This is a genomic window from Streptomyces sp. NPDC047085 (assembly GCF_040643735.1).
Taxonomy (GTDB): domain Bacteria; phylum Actinomycetota; class Actinomycetes; order Streptomycetales; family Streptomycetaceae; genus Streptomyces.
This window is the reverse complement of sequence record NZ_JBEYUW010000001.1, coordinates 70718-92273: the sequence shown is the minus strand read 5'-3', so window position 1 is coordinate 92273 and position 21556 is coordinate 70718. Positions and strand designations below refer to the sequence as shown.

The following is a 21556-nucleotide window of genomic DNA, read 5'->3' as shown; positions in this document are numbered from 1 at the left end:
TGGTGCGTGGTGCGGGCGCGATCATTGGTCGATCGCCGCGGCGGCCGTGGCAGGGGTGGGCCGGGGCCGCCGGTCAGGATAAGGCCTGGTGAGGTGGGTCAGGAAACGCTGTGTGACGCACCCGCCAGGGTGGCCACGAGGATCGCCTTGATGGTGTGCATCCGGTTCTCGGCCTCGTCGAAGACGACGGAGTGCTCGGACTCGAAGACCTCGTCGGTGACTTCCAGCTCGGTGAGTCCGTGGCGTTCGTGGATCTCGCGGCCGACGGCGGTGCCGAGGTCGTGGAAGGCCGGCAGGCAGTGCAGGAACTTCACGTCGGGCTTGCCGGTGGCGCGCAGCACGTCCATGGTCACGGCGTACGGGCCGAGCAGCGCGATGCGCTCGTCCCAGACCTCCTTGGGCTCGCCCATCGACACCCAGACGTCGGTGGCGATGAAGTCGGCGCCGCGCACGCCCTCCTTCACGTCGTCGGTGAGCGTGATCCGGGCGCCGGACGCGGCGGCGAGCTGCTGGGCGACCTCGACGATCGTCGCGTCCGGCCACAGCACCCGGGGCGCGACGATCCGGACGTCCATGCCGAGCAGGGCGCCCGTGACGAGGTAGGAGTTGCCCATGTTGTAGCGGGCGTCGCCGAGGTAGGCGTAGGCGATCTCGTCGAGGGGCAGGTCGCTGTGCTCGGTCATGGTGAGCACGTCGGCGAGCATCTGGGTGGGGTGCCACTCGTCGGTGAGGCCGTTGTAGACGGGCACCCCGGCGTACCGGGCCAGCTCCTCGACCACGCCCTGGCCGTGTCCCCGGTACTCGATGGCGTCGAACATCCGGCCGAGGACGCGGGCCGTGTCCTTCACGGACTCCTTGTGCCCGATCTGCGAGCCGGACGGGTCGAGGTAGGTCGTGTGGGCGCCCTGGTCGGCGGCGGCGACCTCGAACGCGCAGCGGGTGCGCGTCGAGGTCTTCTCGAAGACCAGCGCGATGTTCCTGCCGCGAAGGTACTGCGGCTCGGTCCCGGCCTTCTTCGCCGCCTTCAGCTCCGCGGCCAGCTCGACCAGACCGCGGAACTCGTCCCCGGTGAAGTCCAGCTCCTTGAGGAAGTGGCGGCCGGCGAGGGCGGTCGGGACTGTCGCCATGGGGGCGCTCCAGAGGTACGGGTGCACGAGACCGTGGAATTCTATACGAACTTCAGCATGTCTATTCAGGCGTCTTATCCAGTGGACCCCCCTCACACCCCCTTCGTGCCCCCGCTCACGCCGGGTCACGCGCCCCGGGCTCACACAAGGTCACGCTTTCACGGGATTACGCCGGGTCACGCCTTCACGGGCTCACACGGGGTCACGCTCCACGGGACAGCTCATGCAGCGCGGCCCGCCCCGCCCCCGCCCCAGCTCGCTGCCCGGGATCTCGATCACCTCGATGCCCTGCTTGCGCAGATGCGTGTTGGTGGTGGAGTTCCGCTCGTAGGCGACGACGACCCCGGGTTCGACGGCGAGCACGTTGCAGCCGTCGTCCCACTGCTCGCGCTCGGCCGCGTGCACGTCCTGGGTGGCGGTCAGCACCCGGATCTCGCCGAGACCCAGGGCCGCGGCGATCGCCCGGTGCATGTGCTCCGGCGGATGGTCGGTGACCTTCAGCTCCCGCTCGCCGACCCCGGGCTCGATGGTGTACGAGCGCAGCATGCCGAGTCCGGCGTACTGGGTGAAGGTGTCTCCGTCAACCATGGTCATCACGGTGTCCAAGTGCATGAAGGCGCGCCGCTTGGGCATGTCCAGCGCCACGATGGTCTGCGCGGAGCCGGCCGCGAACAGCTTGTACGCGAGCATCTCCACGGCCTGCGGGGTGGTGCGCTCGCTCATGCCGATGAGGACGGCGCCGTTGCCGATCACCAGGACGTCGCCGCCCTCGATGGTGGAGGGGTAGTCGGCCTGGCCGCGCGACCAGACGTGGAACGTTTCCTCACGGAACAGCGGATGGTGCCGGTAGATCGCCTCGAAGTGCACGGTCTCCCGCTGCCGGGCGGGCCAGCGCATGGCGTTGATGGAGACGCCGTCGTAGATCCACGCCGAGGTGTCGCGGGTGAAGAGGTGGTTGGGCAGCGGGCGGAGCAGGAAGTCGTCCAGTTCCATGGCGTGGAAGCGGACGGAGGTCGGCTCCTCGTGGGCGCCCAGGAACTCCCGCTTGGTCATGCCGCCGACCAGCGCCTCGGCCAGGTCGCCCGGGGGCATCCCGTCGAAGGCGGCGCGCAGATGGTCGGTGGCGAGGGGGCCGTACTCCTTCTCGTCGAAGACCCGGTCCAGGACCAGGGTGCGGGCCTCGGGGATCGCCAGGGTCTCGGTGAGCAGGTCGCCGAACAGGTGGACGGCGACCCCGCGGTCGCGCAGGACGTCCGCGAACCCGTCGTGCTCGGCGCGCGCTCGGCGCACCCACAGCACGTCGTCGAACAGAAGGGCGTCCTTGTTGCTGGGGGTGAGCCTTTTGAGCTCGAGGTCGGGCCGGTGCAGGATCACGCGGCGCAGCCGCCCGGCCTCGGAATCGACGTGGTATGCCATGCCTCCATCCTGGCCATCGCCGCCCGCCTTCACGCGCTTCTCGGCCGTTTCCGCCGCCTCCATTTTTCGTCCTGTTGACGAGAATCGGGTGGGGCGATTATCGTCGTTGTGACGAAAATTGAGGGGTCTCAGCGAGGGGGTTTCATGGCCGACATCACCCGGCGCCTCGGCCTGCGCCATCTGCGCGGCGCGCCCACGGCGCACATCCGGCACCACCGTTCCGGCACGCTGGTGCACGACGGCCCCGGGCTCAGCTTCTGGTTCCGGCCGCTGACCGCCGCGCTGTCCGAGGTGCCGGTGGACGACCGGGAGCTGGCTATGACCTTCCACGCCCGCACCTCCGACTTCCAGGACGTGGCCGTGCAGGCGACGGTCACCTACCGGATCGCCGACCCGGCCGTCGCCGCCGCCCGCCTGGACTTCTCGATCGACCCGGACACCGGCGCCTGGCGCGGCACCCCGCTGGAACAATTGGGCACGCTGCTCACCGAGACCGCCCAGCAGCACGCGCTGGACGTCCTCGCCCGTACGCCGCTGTCGGCGGCCCTGGTCGACGGGGTGGCGGCGGTCCGCGAGCGGGTCGCGGCCGACCTCGGCGCCGAGCCCCGGCTGCCGGCCACCGGCATCGAGGTCGTCGCCGTCCGCGTGATGGCGCTGCGTCCGGAGCCGGAGGTGGAGCGGGCGCTGCGCACGCCGGCCCGGGAGCAGATCCAGCAGGAGGCCGACCGGGCGACCTACGAGCGGCGGGCCGTGGCGGTCGAGCGGGAACGCGCCATCGCGGAGAACGAGCTGGCCAGCCGGATCGAACTCGCCCGGCGCGAGGAGCAGTTGGTCGAGCAGCGGGGCACCAACGCCCGCCGCGAGGCCGAGGAGCAGGCGGCCGCGGACGCGGTGCGCGCCCAGGCGGAGGCGGCCCGGTCGGTGAAGCTGGCGGAGGCGGAGGCCGCACGGTCGGTCAAGCTCGCGGAGGCGGAAGCGGCGCGGTCGGTCCGGCTCGCGGAGGCCGAGGCGGCCCGGACCCTGAAGCTCACCGAGGCGGAGGCGGCGCGCACCATGAAGCTCGCCGAGGCCGAGGCCGCCCGGGCCGAGCGGGTCGCCCGGGCGGAGGCCGAGGGCGCCCGCGAGGTCGGCGAGGCGCGGGCACGGGCCCAGGCGGCCTGGCTGCGGGTGCACGCGGAGGCCGGGATCGACGGGACGACGACCCTGCGGGCGCTCACCGCGACCCGGCTGGCCGAGAACCTGCCGCGCATCGACAGCGTCACCGTCTCCCCGGACGTGCTGACCGGACTGCTCACCAGGCTGTCCCCGGGGAGCGCGGAGTGAGCCTCGCACCGCGGGCCGTCCTGGTCCATCGCACCACGGAGTACGAGGAGCTGGTGGCCCGGCACGGCACGCACGGCCAGGCCGCCTTCTTCCTCGCCTCCCGGGGCCGGGACATCGAGGAGGTCGCCGAGCGCCATCGCGGCGCCCGCCGCGCACTGGCGGAGGTGACCGCCGCCATCCCGCTGACCTGGCGTCAGTCGCTCGTCGAGCGGGCCGACCTGGACCGCTTCCTGTTCGCCTCGGAGGACGTGGTCGTGGTGGTCGGGCAGGACGGGCTGGTGGCGAACGTCGCCAAGTACCTGGCCGGGCAGCCTGTGATCGGCATCGACACCGACCCGGGCCGCAACCCCGGCGTCCTGGTACGGCACCGCCCCCAGGACGCCGCGAAGCTCCTGTCGGCGACGGGCGGCGCGATGGACGAACTCACCATGGTCGAGGCCGTCGCCGACGACACCCAGCGGCTGGTGGCGCTCAACGAGATCTACCTCGGCACACCGGGCCACCAGACCGCCCGCTACCGCCTGGGCCTCGACGACGGGGGTGCCGTCGAGGCCCAGGCCTCCTCCGGGGTGCTGGTCGGGACCGGCACCGGCGCGACCGGCTGGCTGCGCTCGGTGTGGCAGGAGCGGGGCAGCCGGCTCCCGCTGCCCTCGCCCACCGAGGAGCGGCTGGTGTGGTTCGTCCGCGAGGCCTGGCCGTCACCGGCCACCGGTACGAGTCTGGTGGCGGGCGACCTCGACGCCTCGGCCCGGCTGACGGTCACCGTGGAGTCCGACCGGCTGATCGCCTTCGGCGACGGCATCGAGGGCGACGCACTGCAGCTCACCTGGGGGCAGACGGTCCGGGTCGGGGTGTGCGGGCAGCGACTGCGGCTGGTCTGCTGACCCGGCGCACGGTGATCCGGTGCGGCACGGCGGACGGCAACCCGCTCACCCTGCCGCGAAGGGTGCGGCGGCCTACAGGCGCGGGTCCACCGGCTCGGACTCCAGCGCGAGGACGCCGAACACGGCCTCGTGCACCCGCCACAGCGGCTCCCCGTCCGCGAGCCGGTCCAGGGCCTCCAGGCCCAGGGCGTACTCGCGGATCGCCAGCGACCGCTTGTGGTTCAGGAACCGCTGCCGCAGCCGGGCGAGGTTGTCCGGCCGGGTGTACTCGGGACCGTAGATGATCCGCAGGTACTCGCGGCCCCGGCACTTGATGCCGGGCTGCACCAGCCGCCCCTGCTCGGTGCGCACCAGCGCGCCGAGCGGCTTGACGACCATGCCCTCACCGCCCCGGCCGGTCATCTCCAGCCACCAGTCCACGCCGGCCCGCACCGACTCGGGGTCGCCGGTGTCGACGTACAGCCGCCGGGTGGTCCCCAGCAGTCCGGTGCCGTCCTGCTCCACCAGCCGGTCGATCAGGGCCAGTTGCTCGTCGTGCGGCAGCGCGGCGAGGCTGCGTCCGCGCACGGCCAGGAGCTGGAAGGGGGCCAGGCGTACGCCGCCCAGTCCGTCGGTGGTCCAGCAGTAGCGGCGGTAGGCCTCGGTGAACGCGGCCGCGTCGGCGGCGCGTTCCCGCTGCCGGGACAGCAGTCCGTCCACGTCGGAACCGCGGGCCGCGGCGGCCTCCAGGGCGGCGAGCGCGCCCGGGAACACCGCCCCGGAGGCGGCGCCCACGGCCGCGTACTGGCTGCGCAGCAGTCCCGAGGCCTTCAGCGACCACGGCATCAGCTCGGCGTCCAGCAGGAGCCAGTCGGTGTCGAGTTCCTCCCAGAGGCCCGCTGCCCCGACGGCCGAGCGCAGGCGGCCGAGGATCTCCTCGGTCACCTTCTGGTCGTCGAAGAAGGGCCGGCCGGTGCGGGTGTAGAGCGAGCCGGTCGGACCCTCCACGCCGAACCGCTCACGCGCCGCCTCCGCGTCCCGGCATACGAGGGCCACGGCCCGCGAGCCCATGTGCTTCTCCTCGCACACGACCCGCGCGACGCCGTCCGCCGCGTACTGTGCGAAGGCCTCCTCGGGATGCTCCAGGTAGCCGTCGACCTGCGAGGTCGCCGTCGGTGCCATGGTCGGCGGCAGGTACGGCAGCAGGCGCGGGTCGACGGCGAAGCGGCTCATGACCTCCAGGGCGGCGGCCGCGTTCTCCTCGCGGACCGCGACCCGGCCCGCGTGCCGGGTCTCCACGACCCTGCGGCCGTGCACGTCCGCCAGGTCCAGCGGCCTCCCCTCGTGGCCGCCGGGGGCCTCGCTGTGCAGCGGCTTGGCCGGCTCGTACCAGACCTTCTCGGCCGGTACGTCGACCAGCTCGCGCTCCGGCCAGCGCAGCGCGGTCAGCTTGCCGCCGAAGACGGCGCCGGTGTCCAGACAGATCGTGTTGTTGAGCCAGGTGGCATGCGGGACCGGGGTGTGGCCGTAGACGACGGCCGCGCGGCCCCGGTACTCCTCGGCCCACGGGTAGCGCACGGGCAGCCCGAACTCGTCGGTCTCGCCGGTGGTGTCGCCGTACAGGGCGTGCGAGCGCACCCGGCCGGAGGTGCGGCCGTGGTACTTCTCGGGCAGGCCCGCGTGGCAGACGACGAGCTTGCCGCCGTCGAGGACGTAGTGGCTGACCAGCCCGTCCAGGAACCGCCGGACCTCGGCCTTGAACTCCTCGCTCTCGCCCTCCATCTGCGTGATGGTCTCGGCGAGCCCGTGGGTGTGCTGGACGTTGCGGCCCTTGAGGTACCGGCCGTACTTGTTCTCGTGGTTGCCCGGCACGCACAGCGCGTCGCCCGACCCGACCATGGACATCACGCGGCGCAGCACGCCCGGGGTGTCCGGGCCGCGGTCGACCAGGTCACCGACGAACACGGCGGTACGGCCGTCGGGGTGCGTGCCGTCGACGTACCCCAACTTGGTGAGCAGCGCCTCCAGTTCGGCCGAGCAGCCGTGGATGTCGCCGATGATGTCGAAGGGGCCGGTGAGGTGGGTCAGGTCGTTGAAGCGCTTCTCGGTGACGACGGTGGCGTTCTCGACCTCCTCCACGCCGCGCAGCACATGCACCTTGCGGAAGCCCTCGCGCTCCAGGTGCCTGAGGGAGCGGCGGAGTTCGCGGATGTGCCGCTGGATGACCCGGCGGGGCATGTCGGCGCGGTCGGTGCGGGCCGCGTTGCGCTGGGCGCACACCTCCTCGGGCACGTCGAGGACGATGGCGATGGGCAGCACGTCGTACTTCTTGGCAAGCTCGATGAGCTGCCGCCGGCTGTCCTGCTGCACGCTGGTCGCGTCGACGACGGTACGGCGGCCGGCGGCCAGCCGCTTGCCGGCGATGTAGTGCAGCACGTCGAAGGCGTCCCGGGTGGCGCTCTGGTCGTTCTCGTCGTCGGAGACGAGGCCGCGGCAGAAGTCGGAGGAGATCACCTCGGTGGGCTTGAAGTGGCGCCGGGCGAACGTGGACTTGCCGGAGCCGGAGGCGCCGACGAGGACGACGAGGGAGAGGTCGGTGACGGGGAGGACCCGTCCCTTGTCCTGTGTCTCGGTCATGCCGCCTTCGCCTCCTTCTCGGTGTCGTCGCGGTGGAACACGGCCATCTGGGTGGGCGGCCCGACCTCGGGGTCGTCCGGCCCGACGGGTACGAACTCCACGCCGTACCCGTGCCGTCCGGCCACGGCCTCCGCCCACGCACGGAACTCCTCGCGGGTCCACTCGAAGCGGTGGTCGCCGTGCCGGGCGTGTCCGGCGGGCAGGGTCTCCCAGCGGACGTTGTACTCGACGTTCGGGGTGGTCACGAGGACCGTGCGGGGGCGGGCCGAGCCGAACACGGCGTACTCCAGGGCGGGCAGCCGGGGCAGGTCGAGGTGCTCGATGACCTCGCTGAGCACGGCGGCGTCGTAGCCCTTGAGGCGGTGGTCGGTGTAGGCGAGCGAGCCCTGGAAGAGCTTGACCCGGGACGCCTGCCGCTCCCCCATGCGGTCCAGCCGGAGCCGGCGCGCGGCGATGGTGAGGGCCCGCACGGACACGTCGACACCGACGATTTCGGTGAACCGCACGTCCTTGAGCAGCGCCTGCACCAGCTGCCCCTGCCCGCAGCCGAGATCCAGGACCCGGGCGGCACCGGACGCACGCAGGGCGGCGAGGATCGCCTCCCGGCGCTGCACGGCGAGCGGCACGGACCGCTCCCCGGCCGCCGTCTCCTCCCCGGCCTCGGCCCCTGGCCCCTCCCCGGTCTCCGTCCCGTCCCCGGTCTCCGTGTCGGCCTCCGTCCCGGTCTCGTCCTCGACCGCGTTGTCGATGTCCTCGACCTCGCTGTCGTCGGCCTCGGCCAGCCGCACCAGCTCCAGGCGCTCCATCGCCTGCCGGGTCAGCGACCAGCGGCGGGAGAGGTAGCGGCTGGTGATCAGCTTCTGCTCCGGGTGGCCGGGCAGCCAGCCCTCGCCGGTCCGCAGCAGCTTGTCGACCTCGTCGGAGGCGACCCAGTAGTGCTTGGCGTCGTCCAGCACGGGCAGCAGGACGTACAGGTGGCGCAGCGCCTCGGCGAGGGTCAGCGTCTCGGACTCCAGCACGAGACGGACGTACCGCGAGTCGCCCCACTCCGGGAACGCGGTGTCGAGGGCGACGGGCTCGGCGGTCACCGCCCAGCCGAGCGGTTCGAAGAGCCGTCGTACGAGGTCGGGGCCGCCGCGGGCGGGCAGCGCCGGCACCTCGACGCGCAGCGGCAGCGGGGCGGCGGCCCGCTCCGGGCGGGCGTTGCACACGCCCCGCAGGGCGCTGGAGAACACGGCGCTCAGCGCGACCGCGAGCAGCGAGGACGCGGCGTACGGCCGGTCGTTCACGTACTGCGCAAGCGCCGCGTCCGGCGCTCCACCACGGCCCTTGCCCTTGCCCCGCCGCACCAGCGCGACCGCGTCGACCTCCAGCAGCAGCGCCGCCGTGCAGCGCTGGACGTCCGCCTCCGGATAGAAGACGTGCGCGGTGCCGTAGGAGGTCGAGAACTTCTGCGCCTTGTCGGGGTGCTTGTGCAGCAGGAACCCGAGGTCGGTGGCGGGGAGGGCGGCGGTGCCGCTCGTGGATATCGTCAGGAACACATGTCCGAGTCTTCCGGTATCGGGGCCGCGTGACCACCGGTTTTCACGCGGCGTCCTTGACGATCGTCCGGGCGTTCCTCACCGCCCGTGCATCGGCCGACCGCAGAGCGTTGAGCTTCTCCTTGTTCTTGCTGATGAGGGTCTTCTGTTCGCGCGCTTCGAGGGAGTACACGGCCGGGACGTAGTCGGTGTCGAGCTTGCACCGGGCGTCGGCGGCCGCGGTCTCCTTCTCCTTGCCCGACGGCTTCTCGTTCCGGTACCAGTCGAAGTCCGTGGACGCCTTGTCCGGATCGGGGTAGCGGAAACCCTTCTTCTTCATGCACGCCGACCAGGCGCGGTCGGCCTTCTTCCAGGCCGGGTCCTTCCGCGCCTCCTTCTGGGACTCGTACCAGAATTCGAGGGCCAGCGAGTAATAGCCGGACAGCTTCAGGCCGTTGACCTTCGTCGTCTCGGGCGGAGCGCCGTAGATCTTCCGGGTCGCCTGTCCCAGGCAGCCGCCCTCGGGGATGCGGTGCCCGTGCGTGACGTGGCTGTCGCCGGACTCGAAGGTGCCGGTGAGGGCGGTGTACTGGTCGGCGGCCCACTCCAGGGGCTGGGCGGAGGTGTCCGGTTGCTGGTTGTGGTAGCCGTGCTCGGCCGCCAGGTCGGGGTCGACGACACCGTACGGGGTGTCGTCACCGACCCTGCTCCGGTGCGCGAGCCTGCCCTGCCGGACCGGATAGGTCGACTCGAGGCCCTTGGTGTCGAGCGCCGCGAAGCCGGCGAAGCCGAGCCGGACCATGCACTGCTTCCCGAGGATCCACTGCGCCCGGCTGATGGCCTTTCCGCCGTCCGACGCGGGGTCCGGGATGTAGGCGTGCAGCGGGAACGCCGACATGGTGTTGAGGTCGCGGGCCTGGTCGGCGGGGTCGTCGTGACCGGCCGCCTGGCAGGCCGTCAGGGCGAACAGACCGGTGAGGGCGAGAGGGAGGACTTTGCGCACCGGGTCATCCGATCAGTCCTTGATCATGGGCGCCGTGATGGAGCCCACAGTTCCGGAACGCGGTGTAGACGGAGACCGAGCCCGTGGTGGCGGATCACGACAGCTGTGACTGGACCTGGGCCGAGATCAGCTCCAGGTGGTCGAGGTCGTCGAGGTCGAGGAGCTGGAGGTAGATCCGCCGGGAGCCGACCGCGGCGTACCGGCCGATCTTGTCCACCACCTCGGCCGGGGAGCCCGCCAGGCCGTTGGCCTTCAGTTCGTCGACCTCACGGCCGATCGCCGCGGCGCGCCGGGCGACCTCCCGGTCGTCCCAGCCCACGCACACCACGAGCGCGTTGGAGTAGGTCAGCGCGTCCGCGGCGCGGCCCGCCTGCTCGGCGGCGGCGCGCACCCGGCCGAACTGCCGCTCGCTGTCCTCGACCGAGGCGAACGGAATGTTGAACTCGTCGGCGTAGCGGGCCGCGAGGCGGGGCGTGCGGGTCGCGCCGTGGCCGCCGATGATGACCGGAACCTTGCCCTGGGCGGGCTTGGGCAGTGCGGGCGAGTCGGCGAGGTCGTAGTACGTGCCGTGGAAGTCGAAGGTCTTGCCGACCTCGGTCGCCCACAGGCCGGTGACGATCTCCAGCTGCTCCTCCAGGCGCCCGAACCTCTCCTTCGGGAAGGGGATGCCGTACGCCCTGTGCTCCTCCTCGAACCAGCCCGCGCCGAGGCCGAGTTCGACGCGGCCGCCGGACATCTGGTCGACCTGCGCCACCTGGACGGCGAGCACGCCGGGCAGCCGGAAGGTGCCGGCGGTCATCAGGGTGCCGAGGCGGATGCGCCTGGTCTCACGGGCCAGGCCGGCCAGTGTGATCCAGGCGTCGGTGGGGCCGGGCAGACCGCTCACGTTGCCCATGCGCAGATAGTGGTCCGACCGGAAGAAGGCGTCGAAGCCGAGATCCTCGGTGGCCTTCGCCACGGTGAGCAGGGTGTCGTACGTCGCCCCCTGCTGGGGCTCGGTGAAAATTCGAAGGTCCATACATCCATCGTGCACGCATTCGCCCCGCCGACCTCACCGGCACCGCCCGGCACGGCCGTCCACCGGCATCCGTCGGCCATCCAGCGGCCAACGACCGGTCATCCACCGGCGCGGGTGAAAATCGCGCACCGTGCGTGCGGGGGTCGTTCCGCGCAGTGACCAGCTCTTGATGGTGACCGTTGGGCCGTCGGAGCCGGTGCCCTGCCGGGCCACGCCGAGGAGGAAGTCGCCATGTCCGAGGAGTCCGTTCCCCCGAAGGGGCTGCTGGAACAGATGGAGGAGCTGATGGCCGCGCTGAACGCGGATCTGTCGGCGCTGGAGGATCTGCAGGCGGCCGGGGGGCCGGGGCGGACGTCGCCCAAGGAGGGCGAGCCAGGGTGAGCCGGGCCCGGTGACCGCGGCCCGCTGACGTTTCCGCCCCGGTCTCACACCCCCGACGGGCTGTCCTTCGCCCCCTCCGGCAGCATCTCCTCCCGCGCGGCCAGCTTGCGCAGCATCTCCAGGACGCGGTCCCGGGACTCGTCGGCCGCGTCGATGGCCTCCATGCACTGCCAGTACGTCGTCTCGTCGGCCGCGGCGCTGGCCAGGCCGACCAGGGCTATGCCCACCTCGCCGAGCAGGCCGCCGAGGCACAGGAGTGTCTGGCGGGCGTCGGCCAGTTCGGTGAGCTGGGCGGCGCGCAGGTCGCCGGAGTCGAGTTCGGGAGGGTCGAGGACGCCGCAGCCCCGGCCCGCCAGCTCGGTGAGGCCCAGCGCCTCGCCCCGCAGTTCGGGTGGCCCGGACACGGCGAGACGACTGCCGATCGCCTGCGCCAGGGCCTGGGCCTGCCACACCTCCGCCATGACCTCGGGCGCGTCGGCGCCTCCCGTCAGGGCCCGCCTGCTCGTGTCGATGAGCCGTACCGCGTCCATCCGTTGCCCCCGTCCGGTCCGCCGTGCTTCTCCGCACGCGTGCGTGAACTCCCTTGTCCACTACCCAGCGTGAGGGTCTATGGGGCGAAAAGCCAGAGGAAGACGGAAATCTGTGGACAACAATTCGGATTCGGCACGGAGATTGACTCCATAGAGTGATAACGGAGGGGACGAGTCCGGCAGTTCGGGCGGAGGGGGCGCCGGGATGAGCCAAACGACACCCCCTAGGGGGCGTCCTCGGCTCCCGGGGCCGGGAAGCGGTCCTCGTTGCGGTCGATCTTGGCGGAGAGGGCGGCCAGCGGATCGATGCCGAGGACCTCGCACAGCTGGAGGAGGTAGGCGAGGACGTCGGCGACCTCGTCGGTGACGCGGTGCGCGGTGTCGGGGTCGTCCATGACACGGGCCGACTGCTCCGGGGTCAGCCACTGGAAGATCTCGACCAGTTCGGAGGCCTCCACGCTGAGGGCGGCCACGAGGTTCTTCGGGGTGTGGTAGGGCTGCCAGTTGCGCGCGGCCGCGAATTCGGCCAGCCTGCGCTGGAGTCCGGCCAGGTCAGGGTGTTCCGTCACGGGTTCAGGTGTACCACTGTGACGCCCGGCGTCCCCGCGGCCCACGAGGCGTCGCTCACCGCGCCCACACAGCGGATGTGGCCGCGCTCGCCCATCCGGGCCGCCGTCCGCAGCAGTTCGCGGCGCTGGTGCGGGTCCAGAGAGCGGTCGAGGCCGTCGGCGAGGACGGTGAGCGTGCGCAGCGCGTCCGGCACCTCGCCGGGCGTGTCCACGTCCAGCACGCCCGGCCCGGTCAGCAGGACGAGGGCCAGCGCGATGTACCGCAACTCGCCGTCGCCGAGCCGCGCCAGATCCGTGCGGTGGCCGTCGCCCCGGTCGAGCAGCGCCCGTACGGTGCCGTCGGGCAGGACCTCGGCGACCAGGTCGGCCACCGGTCCGGCGCACCCCGCGCGCAGCACCTCGACCAGCAGCGCGTGCCGGCGCCCGCACTCCGACCGGGTGCGGCCGAGCACGTCGGCGAGGTTGTCGCAGCCGGGCAGGAGGTGCCCCGAGCCCGTGGGGACGGGGATGCGCATGTACTCGGGATGCGGATCGCACGCGAAGACGGAGCGCAGGGCGACGACCATCTGCTCGGCGGCGGCCAGCACCTGCCGCTGTCCGTCCGTCTTCCCGGCCACGCGCAACGGCAGCAGGGCGGTGCCGAGCCGGTCGTCGGGGAGCGGCGCGCGGGTCACCGGGGCGGAGCCCGCGGTGTGCCAGGCGGCCTGGACGGTCCGGCGGCCCGGGTCGCGCAGGGCGGTCTCCAGCAGGACGACCCCGCGCGCGGACAGCCGTTCGCCCACGATCCGCAGGTGCGGCTCGGCCTGTACGGCGAGGTCGAGCCGGACCGGCCCCTCGGCGCCGTCGGCCGTACAGCCGATCCGGAATCCGCGCCGCCCCTCGGCATCGGGCCGCGCCCGCTCCGGCACCCAGGCGGCCGGGTCCGGGAACACCTGCGCGAGCGGCAGCCCGCCCCCGAGCCGGGCGAGCGCCTCGAACGCCGCGAACGCGGTCGACTTGCCCGCTCCGCTGGGCCCGGCGAACAGGGTGACGGGCCCCAGGGGGAACGCGGCCCGCCGATGCCCGGCGAAGGCGGAGAGCCGTAACTCGGTGATGCGGGCTCGTACGTCGACTCGTACGTCGAGAGGGGCGACGGGGGCGTCCGGCGCGGGTGGGGCGTCCGGCGGCAGCGCAGCCCCGGACGAGGCTTCCGACGGCACGGGGGACCCGGGCGAAGCGGAAGCCCCGGACGGTACGGCGGGCGCGGCGGACCCGGAAGGCACGGCCATGTGTGGACCGTATGACCCCGCCCGAACGGTGAACCGTTTTACCCTCGGACCTTCCTACGATCGGGGGAAGGGCGGCGCGCACCGCACAACCCTCCGCGCCGCCCGGACCTTCCGATGATCCTATGAGCGCAGGTCGGCAGTGGGCGCCGGACAGCAGCGGCTGCCGGTCAGCCGCCGGAGGCCCCCGCCCCCTGCATCAGCCCGCTGACCTCCGTACCGGGCGGGGTGAGCAGGAAGACGTTCCGGTCGACGCGGTGCATCCCGCTGCCCAGGCCGAAGACGACGCCGGTGCTGAAGTCGAGGACGCGCTTGGCGACCTCGCCCTCCGCGCCGGACAGGTCCAGCAGGACCGGCACCCCGGCCATCAGCGTCTCGGCGACCTCGCGGGCGTCCGCGAAGACGTTGACCCGCAGGACGACGAACCGGCGCCGGGTCTCCGTCTCGTCGTCCGGCAGCGAGCGGTGGCTCACCGCGGACGGCCAGGCGTCCCGGCCCCGCAGCGGCACGACCTGGGCGAGCCCTTCCCACTGTTCATCGGTGACGTCGTAACGGCTCACCGGCTCCCCCTGACCTGACTCGCACTCGATGCCTGCACCAGCCAATTCTTACGCCAAGTCACCCGTTCGGCCCAACAACGACACGCTGCGCGACCGATCCGGCCCCTCTCCCTCCGCCTCGCCACGGGGGCACATGTGCGCATTCGCCCGCTTCTTACCGCCCTCACACCCGACTCTTCACCGCGCTCCGCGTGCCGCTCACCGGCCGCCGTTAGCGTCCGGGGCCGTGCACTTGGCAGAACACCAAGCAGAACAAGCCGCAGGACGACGTGCGGAACGACGTACGGGCGAACAGTGGGTGACACCCGGTCGGCGGACCCGGCCGGCGGTGCCCGCCGGCCCGGGCGTCCAGGCCGTGACCCCCGGCGCGCCCGCGCAGTGGCACCGCGTGCTGACCCTGCTCGCCGACGTGAGCCTGTTCATCGGCACCCGCTCGGTGTGGACGCAGGCCGCCTCGCACCGCCTCGTCCTCGCGGGGGTCATCTCCGTCTGCTACGCCTCGATCCTGGTGAGCGGTGTCCTCGCCCTGACGGTCCGCCGGGCCCGCTCCCTGGCCCGCCTGGACCTCGTGGTGCTGCTGACCGCGCTCACCCTCACCCTGTGCAACTGGGCGCTGAACCACGCGGGCGGCGACGAGGCGGCCCTGACCACCCAGGCCGCGCGGGAGTTCGTGAGCGGGCACGCGGTCTACGGCCGGCCGTGGCCCTGGCTGTTCCACGGCAAGGGCATCGCGCTGACGCCGACGACAAGCGGCGGGTACGACTTCACGTACGGGTATCCCCCGCTCACCCCGCTGCTGACCGCGCCCTTCCTGTGGCTGGGGCACGGCGGCGCCCCGGCGACCGCGGCGGCGACGGCCGCGCTCCTCGCCGGCGCCGTGGTGCTGTGGCGGATGCTGCCGGGGCCGTGGCGGTCGGCGGCGACGATGGTCTGTCTGGGGTTCGGTTTCCTGCCGACGTACGGCCGTCAGGGCTATCCGGCCATCGTCGCCATGGCCCTGCTGGTCCCGGTGGTGGTCCGCTGGCCGCGGATCGGCGCGGGCGGCCGGCTCGGCGCGGCCGGGATCGCGCGGGCCGCGTGCCTGGGCGCGGCGTGCGCGGCCCAGCAACTGCCGTGGTTCGTGACGCCGTTCCTGCTGGCCGGGGTCTACGCCGTGCGCCGGGGCGAACTGGGCGGCCGCGCGGCCGGACTGGTGGTGCTGCGGATCCTCGGCGTCGCCGCGGCGACGTGGCTGCTGGTCAACGCGTACTTCGTCGTGCGCGAACCGGGCTCCTGGCTCGGCGGGATCGCGCTGCCCCTGACCCAGGGCGCCGTGCTGCACGGGCAGGGTCTGGTCGGCATCTCGCTGTACTTCACGCACGGCAGCGACCGGCTCGACTGGTACGGCCACGCGAGCGCGCTGCTCGCCACGGCCCTGCTGGCGCTGTTCGCGCTGTTCGTACGGCGGCTGGGGCCGGCGGCGACCGTGCTGCCCTGGTGCGCCTTCTACCTGGCGACCCGGTCCCAGGACGGCTACTACCTGATGATGACCCCGCTGTGGCTCGCGGCGGCGATCACCGTGCCGCTGTCGGACTTCGCGCGCGCCTGGCAGCCGCGCCCCCGGTGGCTCACGGGGGCGCGCCGCCGCCCGGCACTGGTCGGCGCGGTGGTCCTGCTCGTCCTGCCCGCGCTGGTGAGCGCCGCTCTGGCGGTGACGGGCCGGCCCCCGCTGCGGATGGATGTCGCTGCGGTGCGCCGGGCCTCGGGGGACGCGGTGTCCGCGCTGACCCTGCGGGTGACCAACGCCGGGAGCGATCCGCTCACCCCGCACTACATGCTGACCGTCGGCCAGGGCATGAGCCGGTACTGGTCGCTGGCGCGCGGCCCTGCCACCATCCCGCCGCACGCCACGGCGACCGTCGAACTGTGGGCGCCCTCCGGCCGGTTCGTCCTGCCGGCCAAGAAGAGCGCCCACTTCCGGCTGCGCGCCTTCACGGCGGACCCGCAGACCCTCTCCACGCGCGATGTACAACGGGCCGAGCTGGGCGTACCGCCGGCCGGGCGGGACGTCAGGCCGCGGCGCGGGTGAACTTCAGGGCGGCGGTCACCGTGGTCAGGCCGCGCAGCATGCCCATCTGGTTCCAGCTCATGGCGAACTGGTCGCGGTCCACGCCGAACTCGGCCTCCAGGGTGAGCGCGTCGGCCTCCGCCGGAACGAGGCGCGCGGTGAAGGTCAGGGGCCTGCTCACACCCAGCACGGTCAGCTGACCGGTCACCCGCGCGGTGTCGCCCTCCAGACGCTCGGCGCCCTGCACCGCGAAGGTGATCTCCGGGTGGTTGTCGGTGTCGAAGAAGTCGGCCGAGCGCAGGTGCGTGTCCCGCTTGGCGTTCTTGGTGTCCAGGGAGGCCGCGTCCAGGGTCACCGTCCCGGTGGCCGAGCCGTCGGGGTGCACCTCGCCCGCGCCGGTGACGGCGGCGAACGTGCCCTTGACGGTGACCAGGCCCCAGAAGGTCTTGTGCCGCAGTCCCACGGTGGACGCGGCCGGGTCGAGCTGCCAGAGCCCCGTCTCCACGACGACAGCCATGATCGTTCCCCTTCCGATTTTCAATCGTTCAAATTTGGATGACCTACGGGACGCACACGCTAGCAGCACACCATCCAAATTTGAACAACGGATAGAATCGACCTCATGACCGCAACCGACGAGCCCTGCGCCGACCAGCCCGGATGCCCGTCCACGAGCGGCGGGCTCCTCCCGGGCGAGCTGCGCGCCTGGATGCTGCTGGTGGCCGCGACGGGCGCGATCGAGCAGCGGCTGCGGTCGGTCGTGAAGAAGACCCTCGACGTCTCCCACGACGAGTTCCTGATCCTGTGCCTGCTCGCCGAGCAGCCGCACGGCGGCCTGCGCATGACCCGCGTCGCCGAACTCCTGGGCCGCCCCAAGACCCGGCTCACCTATCAGATCGCCTGCCTCCAGCACGCCGGCCTGGTCACCCGCAGGTCCGTCTGCGGCGACAAGCGGGGCGTGGAGGTCTCCCTCACCGACAAGGCCCGAGAGCTTCTGCGGGAAGCCTCGGAACCGCTCGCCCGGAACGTCAAGGAAGCCCTCGCCGAGTTCGTCGGCCCCGCCCAGCGCGACGCCTTCTGCTCCCTGGCACCGGACCACCCGGAGTCCTGACCGGAGCACCCGGAATCCTGACCGGACCGCCTGCAGTTCTGACCGGACCACCCGGAGTCCTGGCCCGCCCCGAGGACTCCCGACACGCTGACTCCTGACGCCCCGCCACCCCCGGGAGAGCCAGGTCACAGCCGCAAAGAGGGCAAGGTCACAGCCCCCACCCCGTACTCAGTTGAGCGGGCTGGCCTAGCATCCGAGCCATGACGGTCCTGCCTGACGACGGGCTCTCACTGGCCGCCGAGTTCCCTGACGCGACACACGAGCAGTGGCAACGCCTGGTCGAGGGTGTGCTGCGCAAGTCGGGCAAGGAAGTCTCGGGCGCGGCAGCTGAGGACGCTCTGTCCACGACGCTGGAGGACGGGCTGCGCACCCGGCCCCTCTACACCGCGCGCGACGGCGCGCCCGACCCCGGTCTGCCCGGCTTCGCCCCGTTCGTGCGCGGCGGCCGCCCCGAGGGGAACACCGCGGGCGGCTGGGACGTACGGCAGCGGCACGCCGCGCTCGCGGACGGTGCCGTGCTGGCCGACCTGGAGAACGGCGTCACCTCGCTGTGGCTGGTGCTGGGCGAGGGCGGCATCCCGGTCGCTGAGCTGCACCGGGCGCTGGACGGCGTCTACCTCGACCTGGCGCCGGTCGTCCTGGACGCGGGCCGCGACACCGAGGCCGCCGCGGCCGCCCTGCTGCGGCTGTACGAGGAGAAGGGCGTCGACCCCAAGGCCGTACGCGGCAGTCTGGGCGCCGACCCGCTCGGGTACGAGGCACGCACCGGCACCGCGCTGGACTTCGCTCCCGTGGCCGCCCTGGCCGCGCGCTGCGCCGAGGGGTACCCGGGCCTGCGCGCGCTCACCGTGGACGCGCTGCCGTACCACGAGGCGGGCGGCTCGGCCGCGCAGGAGCTGGGCGCCTCCCTGGCCACCGGCGTGGCCTACCTGCGCGAGCTGACCGAGGCGGGGCTGTCCGTCGAGCAGGCGGCCGGGCAGCTGGAGTTCCGGTACGCGGCCACCGCCGACCAGTTCCTGACCGTCGCCAAGCTGCGCGCGGCGCGCCGGCTGTGGGCGCGGGTCGCCGAGGTGTGCGGGGCGCCCGGCGCGGGCGCGCAGGTGCAGCACGCGGTGACCTCGCCGGTGATGATGACCCGCCGCGACCCGTGGGTGAACATGCTGCGCACGACGGTCGCGACGCTGGCCGCCGGGGTGGGCGGCGCCGACTCCGTGACCGTGCTGCCGTTCGACCACGCGCTCGGCCTGCCGGACGCGTTCGCCCGCCGCATCGCGCGCAACACGTCGACCATCCTGGTGGAGGAGTCGCACCTGGCGCGGGTCATCGACCCGGCCGGTGGCTCCTGGTACGTCGAGCGGCTCACCGACGAACTCGCCCGCGCGGGCTGGGAATTCTTCCGGACGATCGAGCGGGACGGCGGCCAGGCGGCCGTCCTGCGCTCGGGCCGCATCCGCACCGACCTGGCGACGACGTGGGCGGAGCGCTCCAAGAAGCTCGCCAAGCGCCGCGAACCGGTCACCGGTGTCAGCGAGTTCCCGCTCCTCTCCGAGAAGCCCGTGGAGCGCGAGCCCGCGCCCGAGCCGCCGTCCGGCGGGCTGCCCCGGGTGCGCCGCGACGAGGCGTACGAGGCGCTGCGCGCCCGCTCCGACGCCCACCTCGCGGCGACCGGCGCCCGCCCCCGGATCTACCTCGCCACGCTCGGCTCGGCCGCCGAGTACACCGCGCGCTCGACCTTCGCCGCCAACCTCTTCCAGGCGGGCGGCATCGAGCCGGTCACCGAGGGCGCCTTCGAGGACAGCGGCGCCACCGAGGCCGTGCTGTGCTCCAGCGACGCCCTGTACGCCGAACAGGCCCAGCAGGCCGCCGAGTCGCTGCGCGCCGCCGGTGCCCGGCATGTGTTCCTCGCGGGCCGCGGGGACCACCCCGGTATCGACTCGTACGTCTTCGCGGGCTGTGACGCAGTGGACATCCTGTCCGCGACCCTCGACCGCATGGGAGTGTCCTGATGGGAATCCCCGACTTCTCCGGCATCGAGCTGGGGACCCCCGTCGCCGAGGGTGGTGACGCGGAATGGCGTACGGCCGTCAAGCACGCCACGGGCAGCGAGGCGCCGGTGTGGGAGACCCCGGAGGGCATCGGGGTCAAGCCGCTGTACACCGGCCGTGACCTGGAGGGCCTGGACTTCCTGGGCACCTACCCGGGCATGGCGCCGTACCTGCGCGGCCCCTACCCGACGATGTACGTCAACCAGCCCTGGACGATCCGGCAGTACGCGGGCTTCTCCACCGCCGAGGAGTCCAACGCGTTCTACCGGCGCAACCTGGCGGCCGGTCAGAAGGGCCTGTCGGTCGCCTTCGACCTGCCCACGCACCGGGGGTACGACAGCGACCACCCGCGTGTGACCGGCGACGTCGGCATGGCGGGCGTGGCGATCGACTCGATCTACGACATGCGGCAGCTGTTCGACGGCATCCCGCTGGACAAGATGACCGTGTCGATGACGATGAACGGCGCCGTGCTGCCGGTGCTGGCGCTGTACATCGTGGCGGCGGAGGAGCAGGGCGTACCGCCCGAGAAGCTGGCCGGAACCATTCAGAACGACATTCTGAAGGAGTTCATGGTCCGCAACACGTACATCTATCCGCCGAAGCCGTCGATGCGGATCATCTCCGACATCTTCGCGTACACCTCGCAGCGGATGCCCCGCTACAACTCCATCTCCATCTCCGGCTACCACATCCAGGAGGCGGGCGCGACGGCCGACCTGGAGCTGGCGTACACCCTCGCCGACGGCGTGGAGTACATCCGGGCGGGGCGGGAAGCGGGCCTGGACGTGGACGCGTTCGCGCCCCGGCTCTCCTTCTTCTGGGCGATCGGCATGAACTTCTTCATGGAGATCGCCAAGCTGCGGGCGGCCCGGCTGCTGTGGGCCAAGCTGGTCTCGCAGTTCGAGCCGAAGAACACCAAGTCGCTGTCCCTGCGCACGCATTCGCAGACCTCGGGCTGGTCGCTGACCGCGCAGGACGTGTTCAACAACGTCACGCGTACGTGCGTGGAGGCGATGGCGGCGACCCAGGGCCACACCCAGTCGCTGCACACCAACGCCCTGGACGAGGCCCTCGCCCTGCCGACCGACTTCTCGGCGCGCATCGCGCGCAACACCCAGCTGCTCATCCAGCAGGAGTCGGGCACGACCCGGGTCATCGACCCGTGGGGCGGCAGCGCGTACGTCGAGAAGCTGACGTACGACCTCGCCCGCAAGGCCTGGGCGCACATCCAGGAGGTCGAGCAGGCGGGCGGCATGGCGCAGGCCATCGACGCGGGCATCCCGAAGCTGCGCGTGGAGGAGGCCGCGGCCCGCACCCAGGCCCGTATCGACTCCGGGCGCCAGCCGGTGATCGGCGTCAACAAGTACCGCGTCGCGAACGACGAGGCGATCGAGGTCCTCAAGGTCGACAACTCCTCCGTGCGCGCCCAGCAGATCGAGAAGCTGCGGCGGCTGCGGGAGGAGCGGGACGAGACCGCGTGCCGGGACGCGCTGGACGCGCTCACCCGGGCGGCAGACGGCGACGGCAACCTGCTGGAGCTGGCCGTGCGCGCGGCCCGCGCCAAGGCGACCGTCGGCGAGATCTCGGACGCCCTGGAGAAGGTGTACGGCCGGCACGCGAGCCAGATCCGTACGATCTCCGGCGTGTACCGCAACGAAACCGGGGAGTCCCCGTCCGTGGACCGCACCCGTGCCCTGGTGGACGCCTTCGAGGAGGCCGAGGGGCGCCGACCGCGCATCCTGGTCGCCAAGATGGGCCAGGACGGCCACGACCGCGGCCAGAAGGTGATCGCCACCGGCTTCGCCGACCTCGGCTTCGACGTCGATGTCGGCCCGCTGTTCCAGACCCCGGAGGAGGTCGCCCGGCAGGCGGTCGAGGCGGACGTCCACGTGGTCGGCGTGTCCTCGCTGGCGGCCGGTCACCTCACCCTCGTACCGGCGCTGCGCGAGAAGCTCGCCGAGGAGGGCCGGGAGGACATCACGATCGTGGTCGGCGGCGTGATCCCGCCGCAGGATGTGCCGACCCTGCTGGAGATGGGCGCGGCGGAGGTGTTCCTGCCCGGGACGGTGATCCCGGACGCGGCGTACAACCTGGTGAAGCGGCTGGCGGCCGACCTCGGCCACGATCTGTAGCGCGCG

The 21556-nt window shown here is 72.4% G+C and carries 18 protein-coding genes; 7 read left to right on the top strand and 11 right to left on the bottom strand.

Annotated features, from left to right (window positions below):
• Positions 1-98: 98 nt before the first annotated feature.
• Positions 99-1127, bottom strand: coding sequence for an ornithine carbamoyltransferase (gene argF, locus ABZ865_RS00330; RefSeq protein WP_361221884.1), 1029 nt, complete (start codon positions 1125-1127; stop codon positions 99-101).
• 192 nt (positions 1128-1319) lie between these two features.
• Complete coding sequence (locus tag ABZ865_RS00325) at positions 1320-2543, bottom strand: arginine deiminase (protein WP_361221882.1); 1224 nt, start codon at positions 2541-2543, stop codon at positions 1320-1322.
• A 144-nt stretch (positions 2544-2687) separates the two neighbouring features.
• Between ABZ865_RS00325 and ABZ865_RS00320 the strand changes: the two genes are divergently transcribed.
• Both ABZ865_RS00320 and ABZ865_RS00315 read left to right on the top strand, forming a co-directional pair.
• The gene (locus ABZ865_RS00320) at positions 2688-3866 is read left to right on the top strand and encodes an SPFH domain-containing protein (RefSeq protein ID WP_361221880.1); all 1179 of its coding nucleotides are present in this window, start codon (positions 2688-2690) and stop codon (positions 3864-3866) included.
• On the top strand, positions 3863-4750 hold the full coding sequence (locus ABZ865_RS00315; RefSeq protein ID WP_361221878.1) for a hypothetical protein: 888 nt from the start codon (positions 3863-3865) through the stop codon (positions 4748-4750). The genes ABZ865_RS00320 and ABZ865_RS00315 overlap by 4 nt, the downstream gene beginning before the upstream one ends.
• A 72-nt stretch (positions 4751-4822) precedes the next feature.
• On the opposite strand, the gene ABZ865_RS00310 is transcribed toward ABZ865_RS00315, so the two are convergent.
• The 4 genes from ABZ865_RS00310 to ABZ865_RS00295 form a co-directional block, all read right to left on the bottom strand.
• Entirely contained in the window at positions 4823-7366 is a 2544-nt protein-coding gene (locus ABZ865_RS00310) for a polynucleotide kinase-phosphatase (RefSeq protein ID WP_361221876.1), read from the bottom strand.
• Complete coding sequence (locus ABZ865_RS00305) at positions 7363-8907, bottom strand: 3' terminal RNA ribose 2'-O-methyltransferase Hen1 (RefSeq protein WP_361221874.1); 1545 nt, start codon at positions 8905-8907, stop codon at positions 7363-7365. The genes ABZ865_RS00310 and ABZ865_RS00305 overlap by 4 nt, the downstream gene beginning before the upstream one ends.
• 43 nt (positions 8908-8950) lie before the next feature.
• The gene (locus tag ABZ865_RS00300) at positions 8951-9889 is read right to left on the bottom strand and encodes a hypothetical protein (RefSeq protein WP_361221872.1); all 939 of its coding nucleotides are present in this window, start codon (positions 9887-9889) and stop codon (positions 8951-8953) included.
• 94 nt (positions 9890-9983) lie between these two features.
• On the bottom strand, positions 9984-10907 hold the full coding sequence (locus ABZ865_RS00295; protein WP_361221870.1) for an LLM class F420-dependent oxidoreductase: 924 nt from the start codon (positions 10905-10907) through the stop codon (positions 9984-9986).
• 231 nt (positions 10908-11138) lie between these two features.
• On the opposite strand from ABZ865_RS00295, the gene ABZ865_RS00290 reads away from it, so the two are divergent.
• Complete coding sequence (locus ABZ865_RS00290; RefSeq protein WP_361221868.1) at positions 11139-11288, top strand: hypothetical protein; 150 nt, start codon at positions 11139-11141, stop codon at positions 11286-11288.
• A gap of 44 nt (positions 11289-11332) precedes the next feature.
• Here the strand turns inward: ABZ865_RS00290 and ABZ865_RS00285 are convergent, their stop codons facing one another.
• The 4 genes from ABZ865_RS00285 to ABZ865_RS00270 all read right to left on the bottom strand — a co-directional run bounded on the left by ABZ865_RS00285 (position 11333) and on the right by ABZ865_RS00270 (position 14212).
• The gene (locus ABZ865_RS00285; RefSeq protein ID WP_361221866.1) at positions 11333-11818 is read right to left on the bottom strand and encodes a DUF6099 family protein; all 486 of its coding nucleotides are present in this window, start codon (positions 11816-11818) and stop codon (positions 11333-11335) included.
• 224 nt (positions 11819-12042) lie between these two features.
• Positions 12043-12387 (bottom strand): nucleotide pyrophosphohydrolase, encoded by a 345-nt coding sequence (locus tag ABZ865_RS00280; RefSeq protein WP_361221864.1) that lies wholly within the window; start codon positions 12385-12387, stop codon positions 12043-12045.
• On the bottom strand, positions 12384-13655 hold the full coding sequence (locus ABZ865_RS00275; RefSeq protein WP_361221862.1) for an ATP-binding protein: 1272 nt from the start codon (positions 13653-13655) through the stop codon (positions 12384-12386). Before ABZ865_RS00275 ends, ABZ865_RS00280 begins: the two co-directional genes overlap by 4 nt.
• 167 nt (positions 13656-13822) lie before the next feature.
• On the bottom strand, positions 13823-14212 hold the full coding sequence (locus ABZ865_RS00270; RefSeq protein ID WP_361221860.1) for a cell division protein SepF: 390 nt from the start codon (positions 14210-14212) through the stop codon (positions 13823-13825).
• A gap of 328 nt (positions 14213-14540) precedes the next feature.
• On the opposite strand from ABZ865_RS00270, the gene ABZ865_RS00265 reads away from it, so the two are divergent.
• Positions 14541-16280: a hypothetical protein gene (locus tag ABZ865_RS00265; RefSeq protein WP_361221858.1), complete on the top strand. Its 1740-nt coding sequence runs from the start codon at positions 14541-14543 to the stop codon at positions 16278-16280.
• Here the strand turns inward: ABZ865_RS00265 and ABZ865_RS00260 are convergent.
• Positions 16261-16776, bottom strand: a complete 516-nt coding sequence (locus ABZ865_RS00260) for a YceI family protein (RefSeq protein WP_361221856.1) — start codon at positions 16774-16776, stop codon at positions 16261-16263. The two genes, ABZ865_RS00265 and ABZ865_RS00260, sit on opposite strands and share 20 nt — an antisense overlap.
• Positions 16777-16881: 105 nt before the next feature.
• Between ABZ865_RS00260 and ABZ865_RS00255 the strand changes: the two genes are divergently transcribed.
• The 3 genes from ABZ865_RS00255 to scpA all read left to right on the top strand — a co-directional run bounded on the left by ABZ865_RS00255 (position 16882) and on the right by scpA (position 21550).
• Positions 16882-17370 carry a MarR family transcriptional regulator gene (locus ABZ865_RS00255; protein WP_361221854.1) on the top strand — a complete coding sequence of 163 codons (489 nt, stop codon included), beginning with the start codon at positions 16882-16884 and terminating at the stop codon, positions 17368-17370.
• Between the two features lie 200 nt (positions 17371-17570).
• Positions 17571-19376, top strand: a complete 1806-nt coding sequence (locus ABZ865_RS00250; protein ID WP_361221852.1) for a methylmalonyl-CoA mutase family protein — start codon at positions 17571-17573, stop codon at positions 19374-19376.
• Positions 19376-21550: a methylmalonyl-CoA mutase gene (scpA, locus tag ABZ865_RS00245; RefSeq protein WP_361221850.1), complete on the top strand. Its 2175-nt coding sequence runs from the start codon at positions 19376-19378 to the stop codon at positions 21548-21550. Before ABZ865_RS00250 ends, scpA begins: the two co-directional genes overlap by 1 nt.
• The last annotated feature ends 6 nt before the right edge of the window (positions 21551-21556 follow it).